Genomic DNA, 21,620 nt, shown 5'->3' on the forward strand with positions numbered 1-21,620 from the left:
CCTAGGGCCTGTCGCCGCCGGCCGAGGACTCCCGCCGCCACAGGCGGGCCGCGTACCAGATCCAGTAGCCGAGCGCTCCCACGTAGAACCAGAACCACATGGACGTCGGCTCCCGTTCACGCAGCTCGTCGACGAAGATCACCGCGAGAAGAAGGGCCATGGCGGTGACGCCGTACAGCTTGCGTCGGGCCAGCCGCTGCTCCCTGCGCGGCCCCTCGGCCAGGCGCAGGGCGTACACCTCGGCGCGGCCGAAGGCCTGCTCGGCGCTCTCGCCGGACGAAGCCAGATGCTGGCGTGCCTCCTGCACATGAGCGCGGGCTTCGGCGGCGGGCATGGCGTGGCGCCCGCGCAGCAGGCCCTCCACATGGGACAGCCAGCGCTCGTCACTGCCCTCAAGCCCGGGCGTGAACCAGCGGTCCACGGCGGCGTCGGGCAGCACCACGGCGGCGACGATCAGGGCGCCACCCGCCACAGCCAGTGCGGGGGCGGGGAACTCGAAGAGCCGTTCGTCGGGCAGGGCTCCGGCAGCGGCGATTCCGGCGCCCATCGCGAGGACCGCTCCGACGGCGAAACCCCGCGCGCCGACGATCCGCCCGGCGGCGTGTGCCGAAAGCGTGACGGCCATCAGAACGGCCGCGAGAACGATCGCCGAGAATCCGGCGACCGACGACCAACTGGCCTGCTGCCAGAGCCCGTCACGCAGCCACTGCGTGACGGCGACCACGAACCCCACGACCCCGAGCGTCGCAAGGGACGCGGTGAAACGCTCGCCCGGCGTCATGCCGCGGGCGTCGATCCGCGCGCGGTACTCCTCACCGACCCGTTCCTCGGCCGCGGCCCTCGCATAGGCCTCGGGAGCGCCGAAGAGATCGGATGCCGTACGGCCCGTGTCGGTCACGGCGTCATGGGCCTCCGCCAGGATCCGTTGCGCGAGGTCGGCGGGTGCCTGCTGGTCGAGCGCGAGGCGCAGTTCGACGACTGCCGCCCACTGCTCGTCCTCATCGCGCGGCCAGTCGAGCTTCTGCGTGGTGGTCATGACTCTCCCCCTGTGCGGTCTCCGAGCAGCGAGGCGACGGTGCTGTGGAGGGTGTGCCAGGCCGCGCGGTCGCGCCGCAGCCGTTCCCGTCCCTCATCGGTGATGCGGTAGTACTTGCGCCCCGGACCGCCCTCGCCTGCACCCCACTCGATCTCCACCGCCCCCTCTTCCTCCAGTCGCGCGAGGGCGGGATAGAGGGTCGCGGGCTTCACGCCCTCCAAGCCCGCCTCACCGAGACGGCCCAGGAGTGCGTAGCCGTAGCTCCTCTCCTCCGCGTCCAGCACCCCGAGCAGGCAGAGGGGCAGCACCGCTCGCGTCCACGACGTGTTCACGGCCACTGAGCGTCCCCCTGGCGTTCCGAATCACCGACTATTCTCATATTCATAATAGTCGAGCCGACGGACATGCCCTGCCAGGGGCGCCCCCAGCGCACGCAGAAGGGGTGCCCCGGAACCGGGACACCCCTTCTGACCTGTACATCCATGGAGTTGCGGTGGGTGTGGGATTTGAACCCACGGTGACATCGCTGCCACGACGGTTTTCAAGACCGTTCCCTTAGGCCGCTCGGGCAACCCACCCCGCGTCGCCGACTGGTCGGCGGCGCGGGGACAAGACTAACGGGTGGTCGCGCGCGCGTGGGTGTCAGTTGTCGCCGACGCGGGAGCCCAGGGTCAGTTCCACGGTCTGGGAGCGGCCGTCGCGTTCGTAGGTGATCTCGACCTTGTCGCCGGGCTGGTGGGTCCAGATCTCGCCGATCAGGGTGGGGCCGGAGTCGATCACCCGGTCGTCGAGCTTGGTGATGACGTCGCCGGGCTTGAGGCCGGCCTTGTCGGCGGGGCCGCCGGGCTCGACGGCGTCGGTGCCGCTCGCGCCCTGCTCGGTGATCTTGGCACCGTCGGCGCTGTCCTCCAGGGAGACCGAGGCGCCGATCTTGGCGTAGACGGGCTTGCCGGTCTTGATCAGCTGCTGGGCGACGTACTTGGCCTGGTTGATCGGGATGGCGAAGCCGAGGCCGATGGAGCCGGCCTGGCCGGCGCCGCCCAGGCCGTTGCCGGTGGACTGGATCGCGGAGTTGATGCCGATGACATTGCCCTTGGCATCGAGGAGGGGGCCTCCGGAGTTGCCCGGGTTGATGGAGGCGTCCGTCTGCAGGGCGCTCATGTACGAGGCGTTGGAGCGGCGGCCGTCGCTGGAGGCCACCGGGCGGTTCTTGGCGCTGATGATGCCGGTAGTGACCGTGTTGGACAGCCCGAAGGGGGCGCCGATCGCGATCGTGGAGTCGCCGACCGCCACGTCGTCGGAGTTGCCGAGGGGCAGCGGCTTGAGGTCGCTCGGGGCGTTCTTGAGCTTGATGACGGCGACGTCGTAGCCCTGTGCGTTGCCGACGATCTCGGCCTCGTACTTCTTGCCGTCGGGGAAGGTGGCCGACAGCTTGCCGCCGTCGACCGCCTCGGCCACCACGTGGTTGTTGGTGACGATGTGCCCCTGGGTGTCGAAGACGAAGCCGGTGCCGGTGCCGCCCTCGCCGCTGCTCGACTCCGCCTCGATGGTGACGGTGCTGGGCAGCGCCTTGGCGGCCACGCCGGCGACGGTGCCCGCCTCGCGCTTGACGTCGCCGCCGGTGTCGGAGGCGGAGACGGTGGTGGAGGAGGTGGCGTCGTCCTTGGCCAGGGTGTAGCCGAGGCCGCCGCCCAGGCCGCCCGCGAGCAGCGCGGCGATCAGCACCCCGGCGAGCAGCCCGCCGCGCCCGCGGCCGGACTTGGGCGCCGGTGCGGGCTGGTAGGCGGCACCCCAGACGGTGCCCGAGCCGGAGCCTGAGCCCGAGCCGGATCCTGAGCCCGAGCCGGATCCGGCGCCCCAGCCGGCGCCCGCGCCGCCGTCGGCGTAGGTGGGGGTGGCGGGGGCCGGCGGCGGCCAGGACGCGTCGGGGGCCGACCGGCCCTCGGGGGCCGGGCCCTGGGGGGCGTGCGGGGCTCCCGAGGAGGCGTACGGGTGGGGAGGCGGCGGCTGGGGCGCGGTGTGCGTCGGTTCCTGGCCGGGCGCCGGGGCGGCGGGGGCGTCCCGGGGCACCGGCGGGGGCGGGGTGGCGGGTGCGCTCGCATCGGGCGCCGGGGGCTGCTGGGGCTCCGGAGCAGCGGGAGCATCCACCGGCACGGGAGGTGCGGACGGGGCCGGGGGTACCGCGGCGCCCTCGTTCTCGGTGCTCACAGCTTCTCTCCTCGATCCACGGCTGTCTTTGTCGGTCGCACTCGGTCGCGCCCGTTCCCGATGTCGACGGTCCGGTGCGCTTCAGCTGTGCATGTCTTTTTGTATGCCGTCAGCTTTTCCCACGGGCCGTCAGAGCACCATAAGCGGTGGCTGTGGGTCCGAGGCCTTTCCTTATACAGGTCATCCGAGGCAAAAGGGACGCAATCCCTGCACCTCCGCCGACACGACTACCCCGCCTCGGTGGCACCATGACGCGGTGACCCACGTACGGCAGCACCGGCCCCAAGTCGTCGCCCACCGCGGAGCCTCCGAAGTGGCTCCCGAGCACACCCTGGCCGCGTACAGAAAGGCGATCGAGGACGGCGCCGACGCCCTCGAATGCGATGTGCGCCTCACCGCGGACGGCCATCTCGTCTGCGTCCACGACCGCCGCGTCAACCGCACCTCCAACGGCCGCGGAGCCGTCTCCGCCCTGGAGCTCGCCGACCTCGCCGCGCTCGACTTCGGCTCCTGGAAGGCCCGCGACTCCTGGCGGAACCGGGACGAGGAGCCGGACTGGGAGATCCGCCCCGAGGACCCCGAGCACACCTCCGTCCTCACCCTGGAGCGGCTGCTGGAGCTCGTGGCCGACGCCGGGCGCCCGGTGGAGCTGGCCATCGAGACCAAGCACCCCACCCGCTGGGCGGGCCAGGTCGAGGAGCGGCTGCTGGTCCTGCTGAAGCGGTTCGGCCTGGACGCACCGGCCTCCGCCGAGCAGTCCACCGTGCGGGTGATGAGCTTCTCGGCCCGTTCGCTGCACCGGGTGCGTGCCGCCTCGCCCACGCTGCCGACGGTCTACCTGATGCAGTTCGTCACGCCACGGCTGCGCGACGGGCGGCTGCCCGCGGGCGTCCGGATCGCGGGGCCCTCGATCCGGATCGTGCGCAATCACCCTGCCTATGTGGAGCGTTTGAAGCGGGCCGGTCACCAGATTCACGTGTGGACGGTGAACGAGCCCGGAGATGTCGATCTCTGTGTGGAGCTCGGGGTCGACGCCATCATCACCAACCGCCCGCGCGCGGTGCGCAACCAGCTCAGTACGACCTCTTGACCCGACGGCCCCACCGGCCCCATCCTCCACTCTCGGCCACACCATCGAAATCCAGCCATACGGCAGCCGGACGGCGACCCTGTGACGATCTTCCGGCTACAGGGAGTGCTCCGGCGCGTTCGTTCCGTATTCGATCGTGGTGAATGCGTCGCCGTACATGGATTGGCCGGTTTCCGGTACAGGCCAATGGGGCATCCACACCGTGGCGTGGGGCAAAGGAGGTCTCGGGGGTGGCGTTGGTGGTGGCACAGGAGGTGCCCACGTCGTCGAGCATGGCCGTACCCCATGGCCCTGCGGGCGTGGGGCAGGCAAGACACCGTATGCGTGATCAGTTGCGCATGGGCGGCGTGGCGGAATCGGTCATCGACGATGCCGTACTCATCCTTTCCGAACTCTTGAGCAACGCCTGCAAACACGGCCGACCCCTGGGCGACGCCCTGGCCGGGGACGGTGCCGTACGGGCGGCGTGGCGGGTGGACGGATGCGGGCGGCTCACGGTGGAGGTCACGGACGGCGGCGGGCCCACCCGCCCGGCTCCGGCCACGCCCTCGGTCACCGCGCACGGCGGCCGCGGGCTCAACATCATCAGCGCCCTGTCCGACGACTGGGGCGTACGGGACGACGCGCGCGGCGAGGTCACGGTGTGGGTAGTCGTGCACGACGACGTCCACGCCCCCGACGCCGGTCACCGCCGCCACGACTTCGCTACGCGTGTCGCGGCGCCGTCGGTCGCAGCCGTCCCCGGCTTCGCGGACGCCTTCGACGACCTGGACTGACCCGTCGGCCGGGCAGGACCCGTCCCGCGTTGTCCACAGGGTCGCCTCGGCCATGGCCGGAACGGCTAGGCTCCCGGCGTACGAGACGAGCCGTTTCCGGGAGACACCCACCATGGCCAAGAAGCGACCCCAGACGAAGGCCAAGCGCCCGCAGCTGACGGACGGAGAGGTTCCGGTCGTCGGGGCGCGCGAGCCCTGCCCCTGCGGGAGCGGCCGGCGCTACAAGGCCTGTCACGGCAAGGCCGCCGCCGAGGCGGTGACCGAGCTGGTGCAGCGTCCGTTCGAGGGGCTGCCCGGCGAGTGCGACTGGGTGGCCCTGCGCGAGCTGGTGCCCGCCGCCACGGTCGCGCTGACGCTCAAGGAGGGCCTGCCCGAGGGCGTCCCGTCCGTCACGCTGGCGACCGTGCTGCCGATGGCCTGGCCCGCGCTGCGCCGCGAGGACGGCTCGGTCCTGCTGGGCCTGCAGAACGACACCGCCTCGGGCGACATCAGCCGCGACCTCGCCGACACCCTCCGGCGCGCGCTGGAGGCCGCGCCCGGCACGCCGGTCCAGGGCCGCCGCGCCCCGGCCGAGGGGCCGCGCCTCCAGGACCTGCTCGACCCCGAAGGCACGTTCGAGCCAGTTGTGCACGCGGGCTTCGAGTTCTGGGTTCCGGACGCGGAGAACGCCACCCCGGAGGTGACCGCCTCCCTGGAGCGGGCCAACGCGGCCGCCATCCCGACCGTACGTCTGACCGGCGTGGACGCCGCGTACTGGTGCGAGACGCCGGACAAGAACCACCTGCGCTGGGTCATGCCCCACCCCGAGGAGCAGCTTCTGGACGCCCTGGCGCGACTGCACGCGGCGGGCCGCTCCGGCCTCGGTGAGGGCACCCGTCTGGTGGGCTCCTTCCGCGCTCACGGCCTCACCGTCCCCGTCTGGGACCTGCCGAGCGGGGTCGGCGCGGAGGACGTGGAGAAGCCGGCGGCCGAGTTCGCCGAGCGGCTCGCCGCGGCCCTGGCGGCCGACGCCCCGCTCACCGCGGACGAGCGCCGCGCGCGCGGCGGCCTGACCAACCGCCAGGTCACCCTCAGCTGACCCGCGGGAGGCGCCTTCGTCGGCTGACCGACCGGTCAGCCGACGAAAGGACCGTGGAACTGGTGACTCCTGTCACAACTCCCCGTGGAAACCCGGGAATCGGTGACCGGAAAGCCCAGATCGAATTTGCGAACCGCCGATCTCTTGTTACCGTTCCAGTAGCCCGGTTGCTGGTGCATCCCCCGTCGCCAGCAACCGGGTCTTTTTCATGCCCGCCGTTCTGTACGGAACGCCGCCGGGCGTCAACTGCCCGCAGGCTCGGCGGAGTTGCTTCCGGAACGCAACAGCAGCGGCCCCTGCCCGGCGCGCGCCGCGAACTCCGCGACCGCCGTGTAGCCGTCCAGGCTCCCCCGGGTGCGTTCGCGGGGCGTCTCGCAGGTGCCCGGCTCGTCCTCGGCGCCCACCGCACAGCGCGTCTGCACCGTGCGTCCGCCCGGCCCCATGAGGCTCAGTACGGAGTCCAGCGCCTCGCCGCCGGTGTTGCGGTAGTAGGTGCGCGCCCAGGTGTCCTCGCCCTGCGTCAGCACACAGGTCTGCGCCTCGATGCCGTCGGGGGAGGTGAGTTCGGGACCGCACCGCGCGGCGGTCCCGAGGCCCAGGCCGAGCGTCGGGGTGACGGACTCGGCGGAGGGCCCCTTGGCGTCCTCGGAAGCGGACGGCCGTACGGCCGCGGGGGCGGTCGTACGGCGCTCTTCGCCCGTCGGCCCCGCGGACGCCACGGCCAGCGGCAGCGCCACCGCGCACACCGCGACGGCACCCAGGGCGAGCAGACGAACGTTCATGGAACGGAAGATAACGAGGTAAGGCGCACGCCCCGCCCGGCGCGCGCCCGACACCCCTACAACTCGGGCGCGCTCACACCCGTACGAGTGAGGGCCTCGACCACGGCGTCCACCACGGCCTCCACGTCCGGAACCCACGGGGAGGCCGAGCCGGGCAGCGGTGCGCGTTCCCAGCGGATCTCGCCGGGGCCGGTCCCCGACGGAGGCAGGGCGAGGTAGCCGCCCTCGCCGTGGAAGCGCAGGGAACCCGGGACGAAGTCCTTGGCGTACAGCAGTTCGCCCAACTGCTCCATGGAGTACGGCTTGACGAGCAGCGCCCAGCGGGTGGGCGAGGCGACGACCGGGCCGAGCCGCATGCCCATGCGGTCGAGCGCGGCGAGCGCCTGGGCGGCCGGCAGGGCGGGGAGGCTGACCGCGCAGGGCGCCTTGCCGCCGGTGGCGAGAATGATCGGGGCGGTGGGCCGGTTGGCCCACCACCAACGCACCATGCGTTCGTCGGTGGTGGCCGCGAGGAGGCCGGGGTCGAAGGGGTGGGCACCGGGCACCGTGCACTCGGGGTCCGGGCAGCCGCAGCGTCCCCGACCCTGCGGGTCCGCCGCCACACCCGGGAGTACGGGCCACTGCCATTCCGCCGCGAAGGTCAGGGCCGCGCTGATCAACTCAGGCCTCCCGTCGCTGCGCTGGGACAGGAGCCTGCGTCGCCTTCCGAGGATCTCGCGCATGAGCGCTCGTTCCTTTCCGTTGCACCGCTGGCAACACCGTGGACCACATCACACCATGTGTCGATCACTTCACTGTGCGTACCTGTTGGCGCATCACACCCCTGCCGTGGGCAAGGGGAACCCCTATGGGCCGAGCATGGGCTTGCGTCCGTGGCGGCCTCGCCCTTGCTGTGTCTATCTGAAGCACGGGCGTGGCGTGGGGTGGCGAAGTCTGGCGTTTTGCCGTCCCGCGTATTTCTCTTCGCCTCCGCCACGGGAGGATGGGGCACGATCGTCGGTGGCTAAGACGCCCGGGTCCGCCGCCAGGTTCCGGGTGGCTGTCAACCACCCCTGGCCTTCTCCGAGTACGTACCCATCACGACCGCTGTGACGCTCTGTGGAGCAAACCCAGTCGACCGCAACAGGGCCTTCCCCGAGGCAGTTTTAAGCCAATTTTGCCTTTCCGCAAGGGGTCTGCGAGATGTGCACTGGTTACCCACGGACACCAGGAATCCCGGCAGGACAATGCTGGACATCCCCTCACGAGTGCGTGTACATGTGGAGACACTGCTAGCGGCGCAGAATGACATGGGGGTTTGCGATGCTTTTGAGCAATACGCACCGGTCGGAAAGCCGGACGCCATGAACGCCCCTCACCCTTCGAAAGTGGCCGGAATCGATTCAACGGTTCCCTCGCCCGCACACACTGTCGCGCCCGCGCCCGCCGCCTCGGGTACCCCATCGGTCTCCGCACCGAACCCGTCCCACGCGCCGAACGCCCCGGGCCTGCTGCTCCAGGACCGTCTCGCCGGCTGGGTCTCCGATCTCACGACCCTCCATGAACTCACCGAACGTCTGGCACGCACGGACGCACTGTCCGACGCACTCCAGGAACTGCTGCGCGCCGGAGCCGCCCTCGTGGGCGCCCGGCGCGGACTCGTCGTCCTGGAACCCGCCGACGGACGGGGCCCGGACACCACCGTCGGTCTCGGCCTCGCCCGCGCCGACCTCGGCCACATCGAAACCGTGCCGCGCGGCTCCCTGCCGTACGGGAAGCTCCTCGACACGGCCGCCGGACTGCCGGGCGGGGCGGACGGGGAGGGCGGGATCACCGAGCCCGACCTGTTCGCCGGAGAGGGCATCGACCCGCGCCACCGCGAAGTGGCCGCCCGCCTCGGCTATGCCGCGAGCTACGCGCTCCCCCTGTCGACGGAGTCGGCGGGGCGGCTCGGCGCCGCCGTCTGGCTGTACGACGAGCCCGCCGAACCGGCCGAGCGCCAGCGGCACCTCGCCGGCCTGTACACGCGCTACGCCACCGAGCACCTGGCCCGGCTGCTCGAAGTCGAGCGCACGCGCGCGTGCATGAGGACCATCTCCGAGGAGCTGCTGCCGTCCCGGCTCCCGCGCATGGCCGGCGTCCAGCTCGCCGCCCGGCACCGCACCGGCCCGCGCGGGGGCGGTGACTGGTACGACGCGCTGCCGCTGCCGGACGCGGCCCTGGGTCTCGCGGTGGGCGCGGTGACCGGCTCCGGGCCGAGCGCCGTCGCCGCGATGGGACGGCTGCGGGCGTCCCTGCGCGCGTACGCGGTGATGGAGGGCGAGGACCCGGTGGCGGTCCTGTCCGACCTGGAGCTGCTGCTGCGGCTGACCGAGCCCGCGCGCTCGGCGACCGCCCTGTTCGCCTACTGCGAGCCCGCCCTGCGCAAGATCACGCTCGCCGGGGCCGGACACTGCCCGCCGCTGCTGATCGGCGAGCGGCGCACGGAGTTCGTGGAGACCTCCGTCTCCGCCCCGCTCGGCATGCTCGCCTGCTGGGAGGCGCCGAGCGTGGAGTTCCGGGCGGAGGCGGGAGAGACGGTTCTGCTGTACACGGACGGGCTGCTGCACCGCACCGGCGACGCCACCGACCGCGCCTTCGCCCGGCTGCACACCGCGGCGGCCTCCGTCCCCAGGGCGATCCGCGACGACCCCGGGGCCATCGCCGACCACGTCCTGCGGGCGGTGCTCCCGGACGGGCTGGACGCGGCCGACTCCGAGGAGGACGTCGTCCTGCTCGCCGCACGCTTCGAGTAGCTCCCGGTAACGGGTCCTCCGGCCCTGGGCCCCCTTCACCACGAACGTACGATGGAGAGGGTCCAGTGCCGTATCAAGGAGGATGACCGTGTCGGAGGAGCTCACCCCGGAGACCCCGGAAGAGTCTGACGAGCCGATCAAGCAGCGCAAGAACGGCCTCTACCCGGGCGTCTCCGACGAGCTGGCCGAGAACATGAAGTCCGGCTGGGCCGACACGGAGCTGCACGACCTGGAGCCGATCGCCCAGGTCGCCGAGACCGCGGCCCGCCGTGCGGCGCTCTCCGCGCGTTTCCCGGGCGAGCGGCTGGTGATCCCCGCGGGCAACCTGAAGACCCGCTCGAACGACACCGAGTACCCCTTCCGGGCCTCCGTGGAGTACGCCTACCTCACGGGCAACCAGACCGAGGACGGCGTGCTCGTGCTGGAGCCCCAGGGCGACGGGCACGCGGCGACGATCTACCTGCTGCCGCGTTCCGACCGGGAGAACGGCGAGTTCTGGCTCTCCGGCCAGGGCGAGCTGTGGGTCGGCCGCCGCCACTCCCTCACCGAGGCCGGCAAGCTCTACGGCATCCCCGCCTCCGACGTGCGCGAGCTCGCCGACAAGCTGCGCGAGGCCACCGGGCCGGTGCGGGTCGTGCGCGGCTACGACGCCGGCATCGAGGCGGCGCTGACCGACAAGGTCACCGCCGAGCGGGACGAGGAGCTGCGGGTCTTCCTCTCCGAGGCCCGGCTGGTCAAGGACGACTTCGAGATCGGCGAGCTGCAGAAGGCCGTCGACTCCACGGTCCGCGGTTTCGAGGACGTGGTGAAGGTCCTCGACAAGGCCGAGGCCACCTCCGAGCGGTACATCGAGGGCACGTTCTTCCTCCGCGCGCGCGTGGAGGGCAACGACGTCGGCTACGGCTCGATCTGCGCCGCCGGCCCGCACGCGTGCACGCTGCACTGGGTGCGCAACGACGGGCCCGTGCGCTCCGGTGACCTGCTCCTGCTGGACGCGGGCGTCGAGACGCACACGTACTACACCGCCGACGTCACGCGCACGCTGCCGATCAGCGGCCGGTACACCGAGATCCAGAAGAAGATCTACGACGCCGTGTACGAGGCCCAGGAGGCCGGGATCGCGGCCGTGAAGCCGGGCGCGAAGTACCGGGACTTCCATGACGCGGCCCAGCGGGTGCTCACCGAGAAGCTCGTGGAGTGGGGGCTGGTCGAGGGGCCCGTGGAACGGGTGCTGGAGCTGGGCCTCCAGCGGCGGTGGACGCTGCACGGGACCGGGCACATGCTCGGCATGGACGTGCACGACTGCGCTGCCGCGCGCGTGGAGTCGTACGTCGACGGCACGCTGGAGCCGGGGATGTGCCTCACCGTCGAGCCGGGGCTGTACTTCCAGGCCGATGATCTGACCGTGCCGGAGGAGTACCGGGGAATCGGTGTGCGGATCGAGGACGACATCCTGGTGACGGCGGACGGGAACCGGAATCTGTCGGCGGGGCTTCCGCGGCGGTCGGACGAGGTCGAGGCCTGGATGGCCTCTCTGAAGGGCTGATCCTTTCTGGATGATGGCCGGGCACCGGTGGGGTGTCCGGCCATCGTTGCGGTCTGCGGGTGTCGGGGGTTGCTCGCGCCCACGCGGCGGAGCCGCGTGGCGATACAGCCCCGCGCCCCTTTTAGGGGGTTGGTGTGGACCTGCATGTCGAGCTGATCGCCGCTGACGGGCGGCGGGCCGGGCTTGAGCGTGCGCTGCGGGATGCCGTTCGGGACGGGCGGCTGGCACCCGGGGAGCGGTTGCCCGCCACGCGGCGGCTCGCGGAGGAGCTGGGGGTGTCGCGGAACACCGTGAAGGCCGCCTACGACCAGCTCGTCGCCGAGGGATATCTGACCGCGCGGCAGGGGTCGGGGACTCGGGTGGCGGCGCTGCCTCCCTCCGCCGCGGAGCCGCCGGAGGCCGCCGCACGCGCGCGTGAGCCGCTGTTCGACCTGCGGCCGGGCAGTCCGGACGTCGGGGCGTTTCCGGCCGCGGCCTGGCTGCGGGCGCTGCGCCGGGCCGTCGCCGCGGCGCCTTCATTGGCGTACGACTACGGCGACCCCCGGGGCCGGATCGAGCTGCGGACGGCGCTGTCGGGGTATCTGGGGCGGGCGCGCGGGGTGATCGCGCCGCCGGAGCGGATCGTGGTCACCTCCGGGTATGTGCAGGGGCTCGCGCTCCTCACCCGCGTCCTGGAGGGCGCCGAGGTGGCCATGGAGGACCCCGGGCTGCCCTTCCACCGGGAGGTGGTGCGGCGCAACGGCGGGAGGGTGGTGCCGGTACGGGTCGACGAGCACGGCGCCTGCGTCGGGGAGCTCGGGGATCCGGCCGCCGTGGTCGTCACGCCCGCCCACCAGTACCCGACGGGGGTCACGCTCCGCCCGGAGCGGCGGCGGGCGCTCACCGACTGGGCACGCGCGCGTGAGGGGCTGATCGTCGAGGACGACTACGACGGGGAGTTCCGCTACGACCGGCAGCCCGTCGGAGCGCTGCAGGGGATGGCGCCCGGGCAGGTGGCGTACCTGGGGACCGCCTCCAAGACGCTCGGGCCCGCGCTGCGGCTCGGCTGGATGGTGCTGCCGCCGCACCTGGTCGACGCGGTCGCCGACGCCAAGCTGCACAGCGACCACCACACCGAGACGCTCGGCCAGTTGGCGCTCGCCGAGCTGATCGACAGCCATGCCTACGACCGTCATGTGCGCGCGAGCCGGCTGCGCTACCGGCGGCGCAGGGACCGGCTCGTGGACCGGCTGGGGGCGCGCCGGGCGGTACGCGGGATCGCGGCCGGGCTGCACGCGCTGGTGGAGGTCGACGACGAACCGGCGGTGCTGGCGCGGGCGGAGGCCGCGGGGCTCGCGGTGGGGCGGCTGGGCGACCACTGGCACGAACGGGAGGTCGGCGCGCGGCCGCAGGGGCTGGTCGTGGGGTACGGGACGCCTCGGGAACGGCTCTATCCGGAGGCGTTGGAGGTACTGGTGAAGGTCCTCGACGGCTGAGGAATTGGGCCAGGGATTTCGGCCGCCAGTGGTTCTGTTTGGGAGTCCAGTTCGCTTCTACGGTCGTAGCCATGACGAACTCGCTCGTCCCTCCCGCGGGCCCGCAACGCGTTCTGGCCCTGGCCCAGTTGGCCAACTCCGTCGGTGACGGCGCCTTCTACGTCACCTCGGCGCTGTACTTCACCCACGTCGTCGGTCTCGACCCCGCGCGCGTGGGGCTCGGGCTGACCCTCGCGTGGGGCGTCGGTTCGCTGGCGGGCGTGCCGCTGGGGCGGCTCGCGGACCGGCGGGGGCCGCGCGGTACGGCGGTGCTGCTGGCGCTGGCCACCGGGCTTGCGGTCGCGTCCTTCCTCGTGGTGCGCGGCTTCTGGCCGTTCGTGGCGGCGGCGGTCGTGTACGCCACCGCGCAGTCCGGGCTCGCGGCGGCCCGGCAGGCGCTGCTGGCGGGGCTGGTGCCGGCGGGCGAGCGGACCGGGCTGCTGGCCCATCTGCAGTCGACGCTCAACGCCGGTCTTGCGGTGGGGGCGGGGCTGGGCGGGCTCGCGCTGCACGCCGGGACGAAGGCGGCGTATCTCGGGGTGTTCGCGCTGGACGCGGTGAGCTTCCTGCTGTGCGCGGGGGTGTTGCTGCGGCTGCCCGCGGTGACGCCGTCCGGGGTGGTGAAGGGGCCGGTGAAGGGGGCTGCGGCCGGGCTCGGTGTGCTGCGGGACCGTCCGTACGTCGTCGTCGCCGCGCTCAACACGGTGCTGTTGCTGCGGATGCCGCTGCTGAGCCTGGGTCTGCCGCTGTGGATCGCCGAGCGGACTGCGGCGCCCACCTGGGTGGTCTCCGCGCTGTTCGTGCTCAACACCGGGGCGGTGATGGCCTTCCAGGTGCGGATGGCGCGGGGGGTTCGCGGGCTGGCCACGGCCGTGCGTGCGGTGCGGAGGTCGGGGTGGGTGATGCTGGGCGCGTGCGCGGTGTTCGCCCTCTCGGCGCAGGGATCCGCGGGGGTCGCGGTGGGTGTGCTGGTGGTGGGGTCGGTGCTTCTCGTCGTCGCCGAGATGGGGCAGTCCGCGGGGTCCTGGCAGGTGTCCTTCGATCTCGCTCCGGCCGAACGGGTCGGTGAGTACCAGGGGTTCTTCGGAACCGGCGTCACGGTGGCCCGAACCGCCGGTCCCCTCGTGCTGACGACGCTGCTGGTGGGGTGGGGGCCGGTCGGGTGGCTGGTCCTGGGGGCGGCGACGGTGGCGGCGTCGTACGCGATGGGTCCGGCCACGCGGGCCGCGGCGCGGCGAGCGAGCGGGCGCGGGGCGAACGGGGTGGCGTGCGCGAGGTGAGGGTGACCGTGGGGTGGGTGACTGTGGGGTGGGTGACTGTGGGTGGGCGACCGTGGGGTTGGTGACCGTGGGATGGGTGCGCTCACCCGCGCCAGCGGGGTGCCGCCCCAGCGGCACGACTGCCCGCGGCTACGCGGGCCGCTCAGCCCTCGCGACTACCGGCGCGGCGTCCAGGAACAACGCCCCCGCAAGGAGTCCCGCGCTGCCCCGGGGGCTCCACGCGCGTGCGTGGAGGTCGGTGTCCAGTTCGGTCAGGGCGGTCGCGCCGGCCCTTGTCGCCGTACCGCCCGCTTGAAGGACCGCTCGTGCGCCTGCCTGGACGTGGCGGAGGCCCACGGGCCCCGCCGTGTACAGCAGTTCCGTGTCCTGGAGGGTGGAGATCACCGTGAGGAGGGCGTCCAGGCGGGCCTGGGATTCCGTGGCGCCGCGGGAGCGGGCCGCGGTGAGGGCGTCCAGGGCCCGCCGTACGTGGGGGAATCCGGCCCGCGCCTCCCCCCCGCGCCCCGGCGGCGCCGTACTTCGCGGAAACCGAGGAACCCCGGGAGGGTCTGCGCGGCGCCCGCCGGTCGGCATGCGCGGCGATGCGCTTGGCGGTGGCGGTGACGTCCCGCGCGCCGCGGCCCGGCGTGAGCGCGGCCGCGGCGACCAGCAGGCCGAGCACCCACAGGGCACCGCGGTGGCCACCGCCCGCGAGGCCCGCCGAGTGCTCGGTGCCCCTGCCGATCGCGCCCAGCTCCGCCCGCAGGGTGGGCGTGGGCTCACCGGTCCGGCGGGCGGCGGCCGCCATCGCCGTGAGCCCCGGCGCGAGCGCCTTCGCCGACCAGCGCAGGCTGCCGTGGTCCCGGGCTGTCAGGTCCCGGGGGTCCGGCAGCCCCGGCTTGGGTGCGAGCGCCAACTGCGCCGTCAGTGCCGAGACGGCGGCCTGCGCCAGCGCCTCGTCCGCGCGGCCGTGCGTCACGAGGCCGGCGGCGCGTCGCTCGGCGGGGCACCGCCCTCACCACCACCGCCGCCCTCGCCACCACCGCCGCCCTCGCCACCACCGCCGCCCTCGCCTCCGCCGCCCGCGCCCGTGTTCTCCGCGTCGGGGTCGATGCCGAGGGTCAGGAAGCCCTTGTAGCCCCGGGCCGGGTCGGCCTTCCTGACCGGCTTCAGGGTCAGCAGGCCGCTGGCGGCGCCGCCACCGTCGTAGACCATGTCGTTGTCGAGGGTGGTGTAGCTGCCGGAGTGCTGGGCGTAGGGCTCCAGCGTGAAGATCTCCTGGGCGATCTCGTCGTCGAAGAAGAACTGGCCGGTGTAGTTGACCTTGCCGCCCTCGTAGGTGCCGTCCTCCTTCTCACCGCCGGTGTGCACCTTCACGTGGATGTGGCAGGTGCGCGGGGTGTACCAGCCGGGGAAGATCGTCTCGAACCTGACGACCCCCTTGGCGTTGGCGATCTGGTAGCCGCGCAGGTACGTGTTGTCGTCGGCGGTTGAGCCGTCCTCGCTCTCCGCCGGGGCCGAGCCGCCGGGGTTGGCCGTCGTGTAGCCGGAGTAGTAGCCCCACGCGTCGCAGTGCCAGATCTCCACGGCCGCCCCGGGAACCGGGGTGCAGCCGTCGGTGGCGTCGACGACGGTCAGGCGCAGGGTCAGCGGGACGCCGCTCTTGCCCTCGGTGATGTTCTTCCGGACCAGGGCGCCGTCGAGGTAGTACGGGCCCTCGGTGACGCTCGTCATCAGCGTCATGCAGGTGCTGCCGGAGCTGGTCGTGGTGGCCTCCGCCGTGGACTCCGCCGTCGCCGTGGACTCCGCCGCCGTGGTCCCGTCCGCGAACGCCGCCCGGTAGCCCGCGAAGGCCAGGCCGCCCGCCGCCACCGTTCCGCCGGTCACCGCGAGGGCGCGGCGCCGGGTCATCGAGGTGTCCTTGTGGTTTCCCGTCATGGACACGAACGTAGGAACGCCACCCGTCAAGGACGTTGGCGAAGCCTGTGCGCGCACTGAGAGTCCGCGGCCGGACCCGCCACAACCGGCGGCTACACCGCCATCAGAGGCGAGGCGCCCTTGCGCCACTTCAGGATCTTGTCGAAGCTCACCACCGCGCCGCCGCGCCCCGGCTTGTTGCCGATGTGGACGTGGTCCGCGAGTTCCTGGATGAGGTAGAGCCCCCGGCCGTTCTCGGCCTCCGTGGACACCGGGCGGGTGTCGCGGCCCGCGCCGCCGAAGCCGGGGCCGGAGTCGGTGACCTCGATGCGGCAGGTCTCGCCGTCCAGATAGGCGGTGACGCGGTAGGCCTGCGAGACGCCGTCGAGCTCCCGGTCCCCGCCGTGCTCCACGGCGTTCGCGCACGCCTCGCTGAGGGCGATGGAGAGGTCGTAGGAGATGTCCGGGTCCACGCCCGCGCTCTCCATGGTGCCGAGCAGGAGCCGCCGGGCGAGGGGAACGCTGGCAGCCTCGCGCCTCAGATGGAGTGACCACCAGATGCTCATGCTCCAGCCTCCCGGCCGCGGCTCGACATACCGTTACCTATTGCCGCCCGTGCGGGGGCGTAAGCACATCGTTGACGTGATGCCGCCCATATGGGCGATGCGTCCGGCTCCGGGAACGGTGTATGTGGGGGCAGGTGGTGCCAGAGGGGGACCTGTGGGACCTGGGTGATCTTCCGACCGTAGGGAATCTTGCGGACCTGCCGTGGGGCGGCCGCCGGGCCAGTGCGATGATGAGCCCGCCATGACTGCCCCCCACCCACGCACGACGCGCGCCCGAAACGGCGCGCGGCTTCTGCGGGCCGCGGTGTTCGCCGCGGTCTGCGTCGTGCTGGCCGGGGCCGGGCACGCGCTCGGCTCCTGCGCCACCGTTCCGCTGTGGACACTCGGCGCGGGTTTCCTCGGGGTCGTCGTGGTCGCCGTGCCGTTCACCGGGCGCGAGCGGTCCCTGGCCGGTATCGCGGCGCTGCTCGCGGTCGGGCAGACCGCGCTGCACACGCTGTTCGGCCTGGGCCAGCACGGGGTGGCCGCCACCTCGGCCGCGTCCGCCGCCGACGCCACACTCGTCGCGCGGGCCGCCCGGATCGTCTGCGGGACCACCGCGGCGGCGATCAGCCCGGCCCAGGCCCAGAAGATCCTCATCGAGGCGCGGCTCGCCCCGGACGGCCACACGTCGCACACCCCCGCGGACACCGTCACCGGCTCCGCCTCCCTGCTGCCGTCCCTGCCGATGCTCCTCGCCCACCTCCTCGCGGCCGTCGCCGCGGGCTGGCTGCTGCGCCGCGGGGACCTGGCCGTACGGCGGCTCGTGGAACTGTCGGCGCACTCCGTCGCCGAGGGGGCGCTCGTACGGTCCCTGCGCGGGGCGCTCGCGCTGGTGCGCGCCCTGCGTGCGGGGCTGCCGGGGGCGCCCGAGACGGGTCCGCGCCCGGCGCGCACGCCGCTGCTCGCGCCCGCGCGTCCGCGCACGGTCGCGCTCCAGCACACGGTGATCCGGCGCGGTCCGCCCGCCGCCGCCCCCCTCGTACTCGCCGCCTGACGCGACGCGACCACGGCTGGGAGATCCCTTCGGAGATCCGGGTCGAGGGCCGCCGTCGTGCGGCACGCGCGTGTGCACCTCGCGCCACGCGCCTCCCTCTTCCCTCTCGGACACATCCGATACATCCGAACTCACTCACTGTGGAGTGCTCCCGAATGAAGGCCTCTTCCCGTATCGCCGCCGCCGGTGCCCTCGCCGGTACGGCCGTACTCGCCCTGTCCGTCCCCGCCTTCGCGCACGTGACCGTGCAGCCCGAGGGCGAGGCCGCCAAGGGCGGTTACGCGGTCGTCGACTTCCGCGTCCCGAACGAGAGCGACACGGCCTCGACGGTCAAGCTGGAGGTCACCTTCCCGACCGACCACCCGCTGGCCTCCGCGCGGCCGGAGCCGGTCCCCGGCTGGACCGCGAAGATCACCAAGGCCAAGCTGGACAAGCCGCTCGAACTGCACGGCCAGAAGATCAACGAGGCGATCAGCAAGATCACCTGGACCGCGACCGGCAAGGGCATCGAGCCCGGCTTCTTCCAGAAGTTCCCGGTCTCCATGGGGCAGCTGCCCGAGGACACCGACGAACTGGTCTTCAAGGCCGTCCAGACCTACTCCGACGACGAGGTCGCCCGCTGGATCGAGGTCCAGCAGGAGGGCCAGGAGGAGCCGGAGAACCCCGCTCCGGTGCTGACCCTGTCCGCGGCCTCGGGAGACGGCCACGGGCACGGCTCGGAGGCGAGCGAGAAGCCCGCCGACGACGCCACCCCGGCCGCCACGACCACCACCGCCGACGCCGACAGCAGCGACACCACCGCCCGCGTCCTGGGCGTCGTGGGCATCGTCGTGGGCGCCGTGGGCGTGGCGTACGGCGTCCTCGCCGGCCGTCGGCGTACGAACGCCTGAGTCCGTACCTCCGCGCGCGCCGGGGCCGTACGCCTCGGCGCGCGCCGGAGCCCTCACCTCTGGGACATACCTCTATGCGCACCAAGAAGTTCGCGGCCGCCGCCCTGCTCGCCGCCGCCACCCTGACCCTGACCGCCTGCGGCAGCGACGACGGCTCCTCGCCCGTCACCGTGGTCTCCGAGGAGGCCGGCTCCGAGAAGGCCGCGACCGTCCTCGACAAGCCGTTCGAGAAGCCGGACCTGGTCCTCACCGACACCCGGGGCAAGAGCTACGACCTCCGCAAGGAGACCGCGGGCAAGCCCACGCTGGTCTACTTCGGCTACACCAACTGCCCCGACGTCTGCCCGCTGACGATGAACAACATCGCCATCGCCAAGAAGCAGCTGCCCAAGGCCGAGCAGGACGCGCTGCGCGTCGTGTTCGTCACCACCGACCCCGAGCGGGACACCCCGGCCGCCCTCGGCAAGTGGCTCAAGGGCATCGACCCCCAGGTCATCGGCCTGACCGGCGACTTCGACACCATCCAGGCCGGCGCCCGCACCCTCGGCATCAGCATCGACCCGCCGAAGAAGGAGAAGGGCAAGGTCGTCTCCGCGCACGGCACCCAGGTCATCGCGTTCTCCCCGAAGACCGACGGCGGTTACGTGCTCTACGGCGAGGACGCCACCGTCGACGACTACACCGCGGACCTGCCCAAGCTGGTCAAGGGGGAGAACCCGTGAGGCGTACGACCGTGTCCGCCGCCCTGCTGACCGGGGCCCTGGTCCTGACCGGCTGCTCGGGCTCCGACGGCGAGGGCGCCGAGGGGGGTTCCGCGGGGGGCGGCATCTCCGTCTCCGGCGCCTACATGCCGCAGCCGGTCTCCGACTCCATGGCGGCGGGCTTCCTGACCATCGCCAACGACAGCGGCACGGACGCCGAACTGACGTCGGTCACCAGCGACATCGCCGCTGACGTCACCCTGCACGAGACCGTCGACTCCGCGATGCGGGAGATGGAGAAGGCGGACATCCCCGCCGACGGCGAGCTCGTGCTCAAGAGCGGCGGCAACCACCTGATGTTCGAGAAGCTGAAGCACCGGCCCAAGGAGGGCGACACGGTGTCCGTGGTGCTGCACTTCGCCGACGCCGACCCCGTCACGGTCGAGATGCCGGTGAAGTCGCCGACGTACACGCCCGCGTCCGGACACTGAGGGAGGGACCCCCTTGACCCCGACCATCGCCTCCCGCGCGCGGATGCTGGTGCTGCTGCTCCTGACCGCCGCCGGGCTGCTCCTCGCCGGTGCCGGGCCGGTCTCCGCGCACGCCGTGCTGTCCGGCAGTGACCCCCAGCAGGGGGCGGTGGTCGACGAGGCGCCCGACCGGGTCTCGCTGACCTTCTCCGAGGAGGTCGCGATCTCCGAGGGCGCGCTGCGCGTCCTCGACCCGGACGGCGAGCGCGTCGACACCGGCGCCCCGGGCAGCGTCGGCGGCACCACGTACGTGGTGAAGCTGCGCACCGGGCTGAAGGACGGCACCTACACCGTCTCCTACCAGGTCGTCTCCGCCGACAGCCACCCCGTCGCCGGCGCCTACACCTTCTCCGTCGGCGCCCCCTCGGCGACCTCCGTCTCGCTCTCCGACCAGACCGCGGGCGGCGGGGCCGTCGGCGTGCTCTACGGGTTCGGCCGCTACGTCAGTTACGCGGGCTTCGTCGTCATGGTCGGCGGCGCCGCCTTCGTCCTCGCCTGCTGGCAGCGCGGGGCGGGGGTGCGGGCCGTGCAGCGGCTCGTCGTCTCCGGCTGGCTCGCGCTCACCGCGGCCACCCTCGCGCTGCTCCTCATGCGCGGCTCCTACACCGGTTCCGGCAAGGTCGGCGACATCTTCGACCTGAACCTGCTCGGGGACGTGCTCCAGACGAAGACGGGCGCGGCCCTGGTCTCCCGGCTGCTGCTGCTCGCCGCGGCGGCGCTGTTCATCGCGGTGCTCTTCGGCGCGTACGACAAGCGTGAGGACGAGGAGAAGCGGGACCTCGCCTTCGGGCTCGCGGTCGGCGGTACGGTCGTGGCGGCCGGGCTCGCGGCCAGCTGGGCGATGTCCGAGCACGCCTCCACCGGGCTGCAGGCCGGGATCGCGATGCCGGTCGACGTCGTCCACCTGCTCGCCGTGGCCGCCTGGCTCGGCGGGCTCACCGCCCTGCTCACCGCGTTGTACCGGTCGGCCGAGACCCCGGTGGACTCCGCCGCCGTGCACCGCTTCTCGCGGCTCGCCTTCGGCAGCGTGCTCGCGCTCGTCGCGACCGGCATCTACCAGTCCTGGCGTCAGCTCGGCTCCTGGTCGGCGCTGACCGACACCCGCTACGGGCAGCTGCTGCTCATCAAGATCGGGCTCGTGGTGCTGCTCGTGGGCGTCGCGTGGATCTCGCGGCGGTGGACGGCACAGCTGACGGAGACGGCGTCGGCCGCATCACCGAAGCAGAAGGCGTCTGCGTCGGCCGCGCCTCCGAAGCAGAAGGCGTCTGCGTCGGCCGCGCCTCCGAAGCAGAAGGCCAAGGCGGAGGAGACGGTCGCGGCCGCCTCCTCCGGCGACCCCGCGCGGGCCGCCCAGCTCGCCCGGCAGCGGGCGGCGATGGACACGGCACGGCAGAAGCGGCTGCGGGACGCCGATCCGCACCGCCTCGGACTGCGCCGCTCGGTGCTGGCCGAGGCCGGTGTCGCGGTCGTGCTGCTCGCCGTCACCACCGCGCTGACCTCGACCGAGCCGGGGCGCACGGAGCAGGAGGCCGCCCGGGCGGCCGGCTCCGCCGCGGCCGTGTCCCCCGGCGGGGCGCTGGCCCTGGACATGGCCTTCGACACGGGCGGCGAGGACGGCAAGGGCGTCGTGCGGATCGAACTCGACCCCGCGCGCGTGGGCGGCAACGAACTCCACGTCTACGTCCAGCGGCCCAACGGCCGCGCCTTCGACGTCCCCGAGGTGAAGCTCGCCTTCACCCTGGAGTCCGAGGACATCGGGCCGCTGCCCGTGATCCCGGACCACATCACCACCGGACACTGGTCGGCGAACGGAGTGCAGATCCCGATGGCGGGCGACTGGAAGATCGCCGCGACCGTACGGACCTCCGACGTCGACCAGGCCACCGTCTCCAAGAACGCGCAGATCGGCTGAACCCC

General features: G+C 72.7%; 19 protein-coding genes, 1 tRNA gene and 1 pseudogene. 12 read left to right on the top strand and 9 right to left on the bottom strand.

The window, feature by feature from the left end; translation table 11 throughout:
- Position 1: 1 nt before the first annotated feature.
- The 4 genes from ICC28_RS19860 to ICC28_RS19875 all read right to left on the bottom strand — a co-directional run bounded on the left by ICC28_RS19860 (position 2) and on the right by ICC28_RS19875 (position 3,244).
- Entirely contained in the window at positions 2-1,036 is a 1,035-nt protein-coding gene (locus ICC28_RS19860) for a hypothetical protein (protein WP_188289976.1), read from the bottom strand.
- Positions 1,033-1,368 carry a PadR family transcriptional regulator gene (locus tag ICC28_RS19865; RefSeq protein ID WP_317454047.1) on the bottom strand — a complete coding sequence of 112 codons (336 nt, stop codon included), beginning with the start codon at positions 1,366-1,368 and terminating at the stop codon, positions 1,033-1,035. Before ICC28_RS19865 ends, ICC28_RS19860 begins: the two co-directional genes overlap by 4 nt.
- A 159-nt stretch (positions 1,369-1,527) precedes the next feature.
- Positions 1,528-1,614 (bottom strand) — tRNA-Ser (locus tag ICC28_RS19870).
- 64 nt (positions 1,615-1,678) lie between these two features.
- Positions 1,679-3,244, bottom strand: coding sequence for a S1C family serine protease (locus ICC28_RS19875; protein WP_188289978.1), 1,566 nt, complete (start codon positions 3,242-3,244; stop codon positions 1,679-1,681).
- A 256-nt stretch (positions 3,245-3,500) separates the two neighbouring features.
- Between ICC28_RS19875 and ICC28_RS19880 the strand changes: the two genes are divergently transcribed.
- The 3 genes from ICC28_RS19880 (at position 3,501) to ICC28_RS19890 (ending at position 6,188) form a co-directional block, all read left to right on the top strand.
- On the top strand, positions 3,501-4,334 hold the full coding sequence (locus ICC28_RS19880) for a glycerophosphodiester phosphodiesterase (RefSeq protein WP_188289979.1): 834 nt from the start codon (positions 3,501-3,503) through the stop codon (positions 4,332-4,334).
- A 143-nt stretch (positions 4,335-4,477) separates the two neighbouring features.
- Positions 4,478-5,110 (top strand): ATP-binding protein, encoded by a 633-nt coding sequence (locus ICC28_RS19885; RefSeq protein WP_188289980.1) that lies wholly within the window; start codon positions 4,478-4,480, stop codon positions 5,108-5,110.
- Positions 5,111-5,222: 112 nt separating this feature from the next.
- Positions 5,223-6,188 (top strand): DUF5926 family protein, encoded by a 966-nt coding sequence (locus tag ICC28_RS19890; RefSeq protein ID WP_188289981.1) that lies wholly within the window; start codon positions 5,223-5,225, stop codon positions 6,186-6,188.
- 242 nt (positions 6,189-6,430) lie between these two features.
- Here the strand turns inward: ICC28_RS19890 and ICC28_RS19895 are convergent, their stop codons facing one another.
- Positions 6,431-6,970: a hypothetical protein gene (locus ICC28_RS19895; protein WP_188289982.1), complete on the bottom strand. Its 540-nt coding sequence runs from the start codon at positions 6,968-6,970 to the stop codon at positions 6,431-6,433.
- Positions 6,971-7,026: 56 nt separating this feature from the next.
- Complete coding sequence (locus tag ICC28_RS19900; RefSeq protein ID WP_188289983.1) at positions 7,027-7,692, bottom strand: bifunctional DNA primase/polymerase; 666 nt, start codon at positions 7,690-7,692, stop codon at positions 7,027-7,029.
- 504 nt (positions 7,693-8,196) lie between these two features.
- Between ICC28_RS19900 and ICC28_RS19905 the strand changes: the two genes are divergently transcribed.
- The 4 genes from ICC28_RS19905 to ICC28_RS19920 all read left to right on the top strand — a co-directional run bounded on the left by ICC28_RS19905 (position 8,197) and on the right by ICC28_RS19920 (position 14,084).
- Positions 8,197-9,744: a PP2C family protein-serine/threonine phosphatase gene (locus ICC28_RS19905; RefSeq protein WP_188289984.1), complete on the top strand. Its 1,548-nt coding sequence runs from the start codon at positions 8,197-8,199 to the stop codon at positions 9,742-9,744.
- A gap of 88 nt (positions 9,745-9,832) precedes the next feature.
- A complete protein-coding gene (locus tag ICC28_RS19910; RefSeq protein ID WP_188289985.1) occupies positions 9,833-11,290 on the top strand; it encodes an aminopeptidase P family protein in 1,458 nt (485 codons plus the stop codon).
- A gap of 134 nt (positions 11,291-11,424) precedes the next feature.
- The gene (locus ICC28_RS19915; RefSeq protein WP_188289986.1) at positions 11,425-12,765 is read left to right on the top strand and encodes a PLP-dependent aminotransferase family protein; all 1,341 of its coding nucleotides are present in this window, start codon (positions 11,425-11,427) and stop codon (positions 12,763-12,765) included.
- A gap of 71 nt (positions 12,766-12,836) precedes the next feature.
- Positions 12,837-14,084, top strand: coding sequence for an MFS transporter (locus tag ICC28_RS19920; RefSeq protein ID WP_188289987.1), 1,248 nt, complete (start codon positions 12,837-12,839; stop codon positions 14,082-14,084).
- 129 nt (positions 14,085-14,213) lie between these two features.
- On the opposite strand, the pseudogene ICC28_RS19925 reads toward ICC28_RS19920, so the two are convergent.
- The 3 genes and pseudogenes from ICC28_RS19925 to ICC28_RS19935 form a co-directional block, all read right to left on the bottom strand.
- Positions 14,214-15,042, bottom strand: a pseudogene (locus ICC28_RS19925) (triphosphoribosyl-dephospho-CoA synthase).
- A complete protein-coding gene (locus tag ICC28_RS19930) occupies positions 15,039-16,001 on the bottom strand; it encodes an intradiol ring-cleavage dioxygenase (RefSeq protein WP_188289988.1) in 963 nt (320 codons plus the stop codon). The pseudogene ICC28_RS19925 and the gene ICC28_RS19930 overlap by 4 nt, the downstream one beginning before the upstream one ends.
- 92 nt (positions 16,002-16,093) lie before the next feature.
- Positions 16,094-16,546, bottom strand: coding sequence for an ATP-binding protein (locus tag ICC28_RS19935; RefSeq protein ID WP_188289989.1), 453 nt, complete (start codon positions 16,544-16,546; stop codon positions 16,094-16,096).
- Positions 16,547-16,787: 241 nt separating this feature from the next.
- Between ICC28_RS19935 and ICC28_RS19940 the strand changes: the two genes are divergently transcribed.
- The 5 genes from ICC28_RS19940 to ICC28_RS19960 all read left to right on the top strand — a co-directional run bounded on the left by ICC28_RS19940 (position 16,788) and on the right by ICC28_RS19960 (position 21,615).
- Entirely contained in the window at positions 16,788-17,582 is a 795-nt protein-coding gene (locus ICC28_RS19940) for a hypothetical protein (protein ID WP_188289990.1), read from the top strand.
- A 155-nt stretch (positions 17,583-17,737) separates the two neighbouring features.
- On the top strand, positions 17,738-18,472 hold the full coding sequence (locus ICC28_RS19945) for a YcnI family protein (protein ID WP_188289991.1): 735 nt from the start codon (positions 17,738-17,740) through the stop codon (positions 18,470-18,472).
- 74 nt (positions 18,473-18,546) lie between these two features.
- Positions 18,547-19,194 (top strand): SCO family protein, encoded by a 648-nt coding sequence (locus tag ICC28_RS19950; protein ID WP_188289992.1) that lies wholly within the window; start codon positions 18,547-18,549, stop codon positions 19,192-19,194.
- Entirely contained in the window at positions 19,191-19,664 is a 474-nt protein-coding gene (locus ICC28_RS19955; protein WP_188289993.1) for a copper chaperone PCu(A)C, read from the top strand. Before ICC28_RS19950 ends, ICC28_RS19955 begins: the two co-directional genes overlap by 4 nt.
- Positions 19,665-19,677: 13 nt before the next feature.
- On the top strand, positions 19,678-21,615 hold the full coding sequence (locus ICC28_RS19960; protein WP_188289994.1) for a copper resistance CopC/CopD family protein: 1,938 nt from the start codon (positions 19,678-19,680) through the stop codon (positions 21,613-21,615).
- Positions 21,616-21,620 lie beyond the last annotated feature (5 nt).

This window comes from Streptomyces sp. TRM68416 (genome assembly GCF_014596915.1).
In the GTDB taxonomy this organism is placed as follows: Bacteria; Actinomycetota; Actinomycetes; order Streptomycetales; family Streptomycetaceae; genus Streptomyces.

Excerpts from the sequence above, each read along its gene's own strand:
- ICC28_RS19860 (WP_188289976.1), bottom strand. The coding sequence starts at position 1,036 with ATGACCACCACGCAGAAGCTCGACTGGCCGCGCGATGAGGACGAGCAG.
- ICC28_RS19885 (WP_188289980.1), top strand. The coding sequence starts at position 4,478 with ATGCGTCGCCGTACATGGATTGGCCGGTTTCCGGTACAGGCCAATGGG.
- ICC28_RS19890 (WP_188289981.1), top strand. The coding sequence starts at position 5,223 with ATGGCCAAGAAGCGACCCCAGACGAAGGCCAAGCGCCCGCAGCTGACG.
- ICC28_RS19895 (WP_188289982.1), bottom strand. The coding sequence starts at position 6,970 with ATGAACGTTCGTCTGCTCGCCCTGGGTGCCGTCGCGGTGTGCGCGGTG.
- ICC28_RS19900 (WP_188289983.1), bottom strand. The coding sequence starts at position 7,692 with ATGCGCGAGATCCTCGGAAGGCGACGCAGGCTCCTGTCCCAGCGCAGC.
- ICC28_RS19905 (WP_188289984.1), top strand. The coding sequence starts at position 8,197 with ATGCTGGACATCCCCTCACGAGTGCGTGTACATGTGGAGACACTGCTA.
- ICC28_RS19920 (WP_188289987.1), top strand. The coding sequence starts at position 12,837 with ATGACGAACTCGCTCGTCCCTCCCGCGGGCCCGCAACGCGTTCTGGCC.
- ICC28_RS19930 (WP_188289988.1), bottom strand. The coding sequence starts at position 16,001 with ATGACGGGAAACCACAAGGACACCTCGATGACCCGGCGCCGCGCCCTC.
- ICC28_RS19935 (WP_188289989.1), bottom strand. The coding sequence starts at position 16,546 with ATGAGCATCTGGTGGTCACTCCATCTGAGGCGCGAGGCTGCCAGCGTT.
- ICC28_RS19940 (WP_188289990.1), top strand. The coding sequence starts at position 16,788 with ATGACTGCCCCCCACCCACGCACGACGCGCGCCCGAAACGGCGCGCGG.
- ICC28_RS19945 (WP_188289991.1), top strand. The coding sequence starts at position 17,738 with ATGAAGGCCTCTTCCCGTATCGCCGCCGCCGGTGCCCTCGCCGGTACG.
- ICC28_RS19950 (WP_188289992.1), top strand. The coding sequence starts at position 18,547 with ATGCGCACCAAGAAGTTCGCGGCCGCCGCCCTGCTCGCCGCCGCCACC.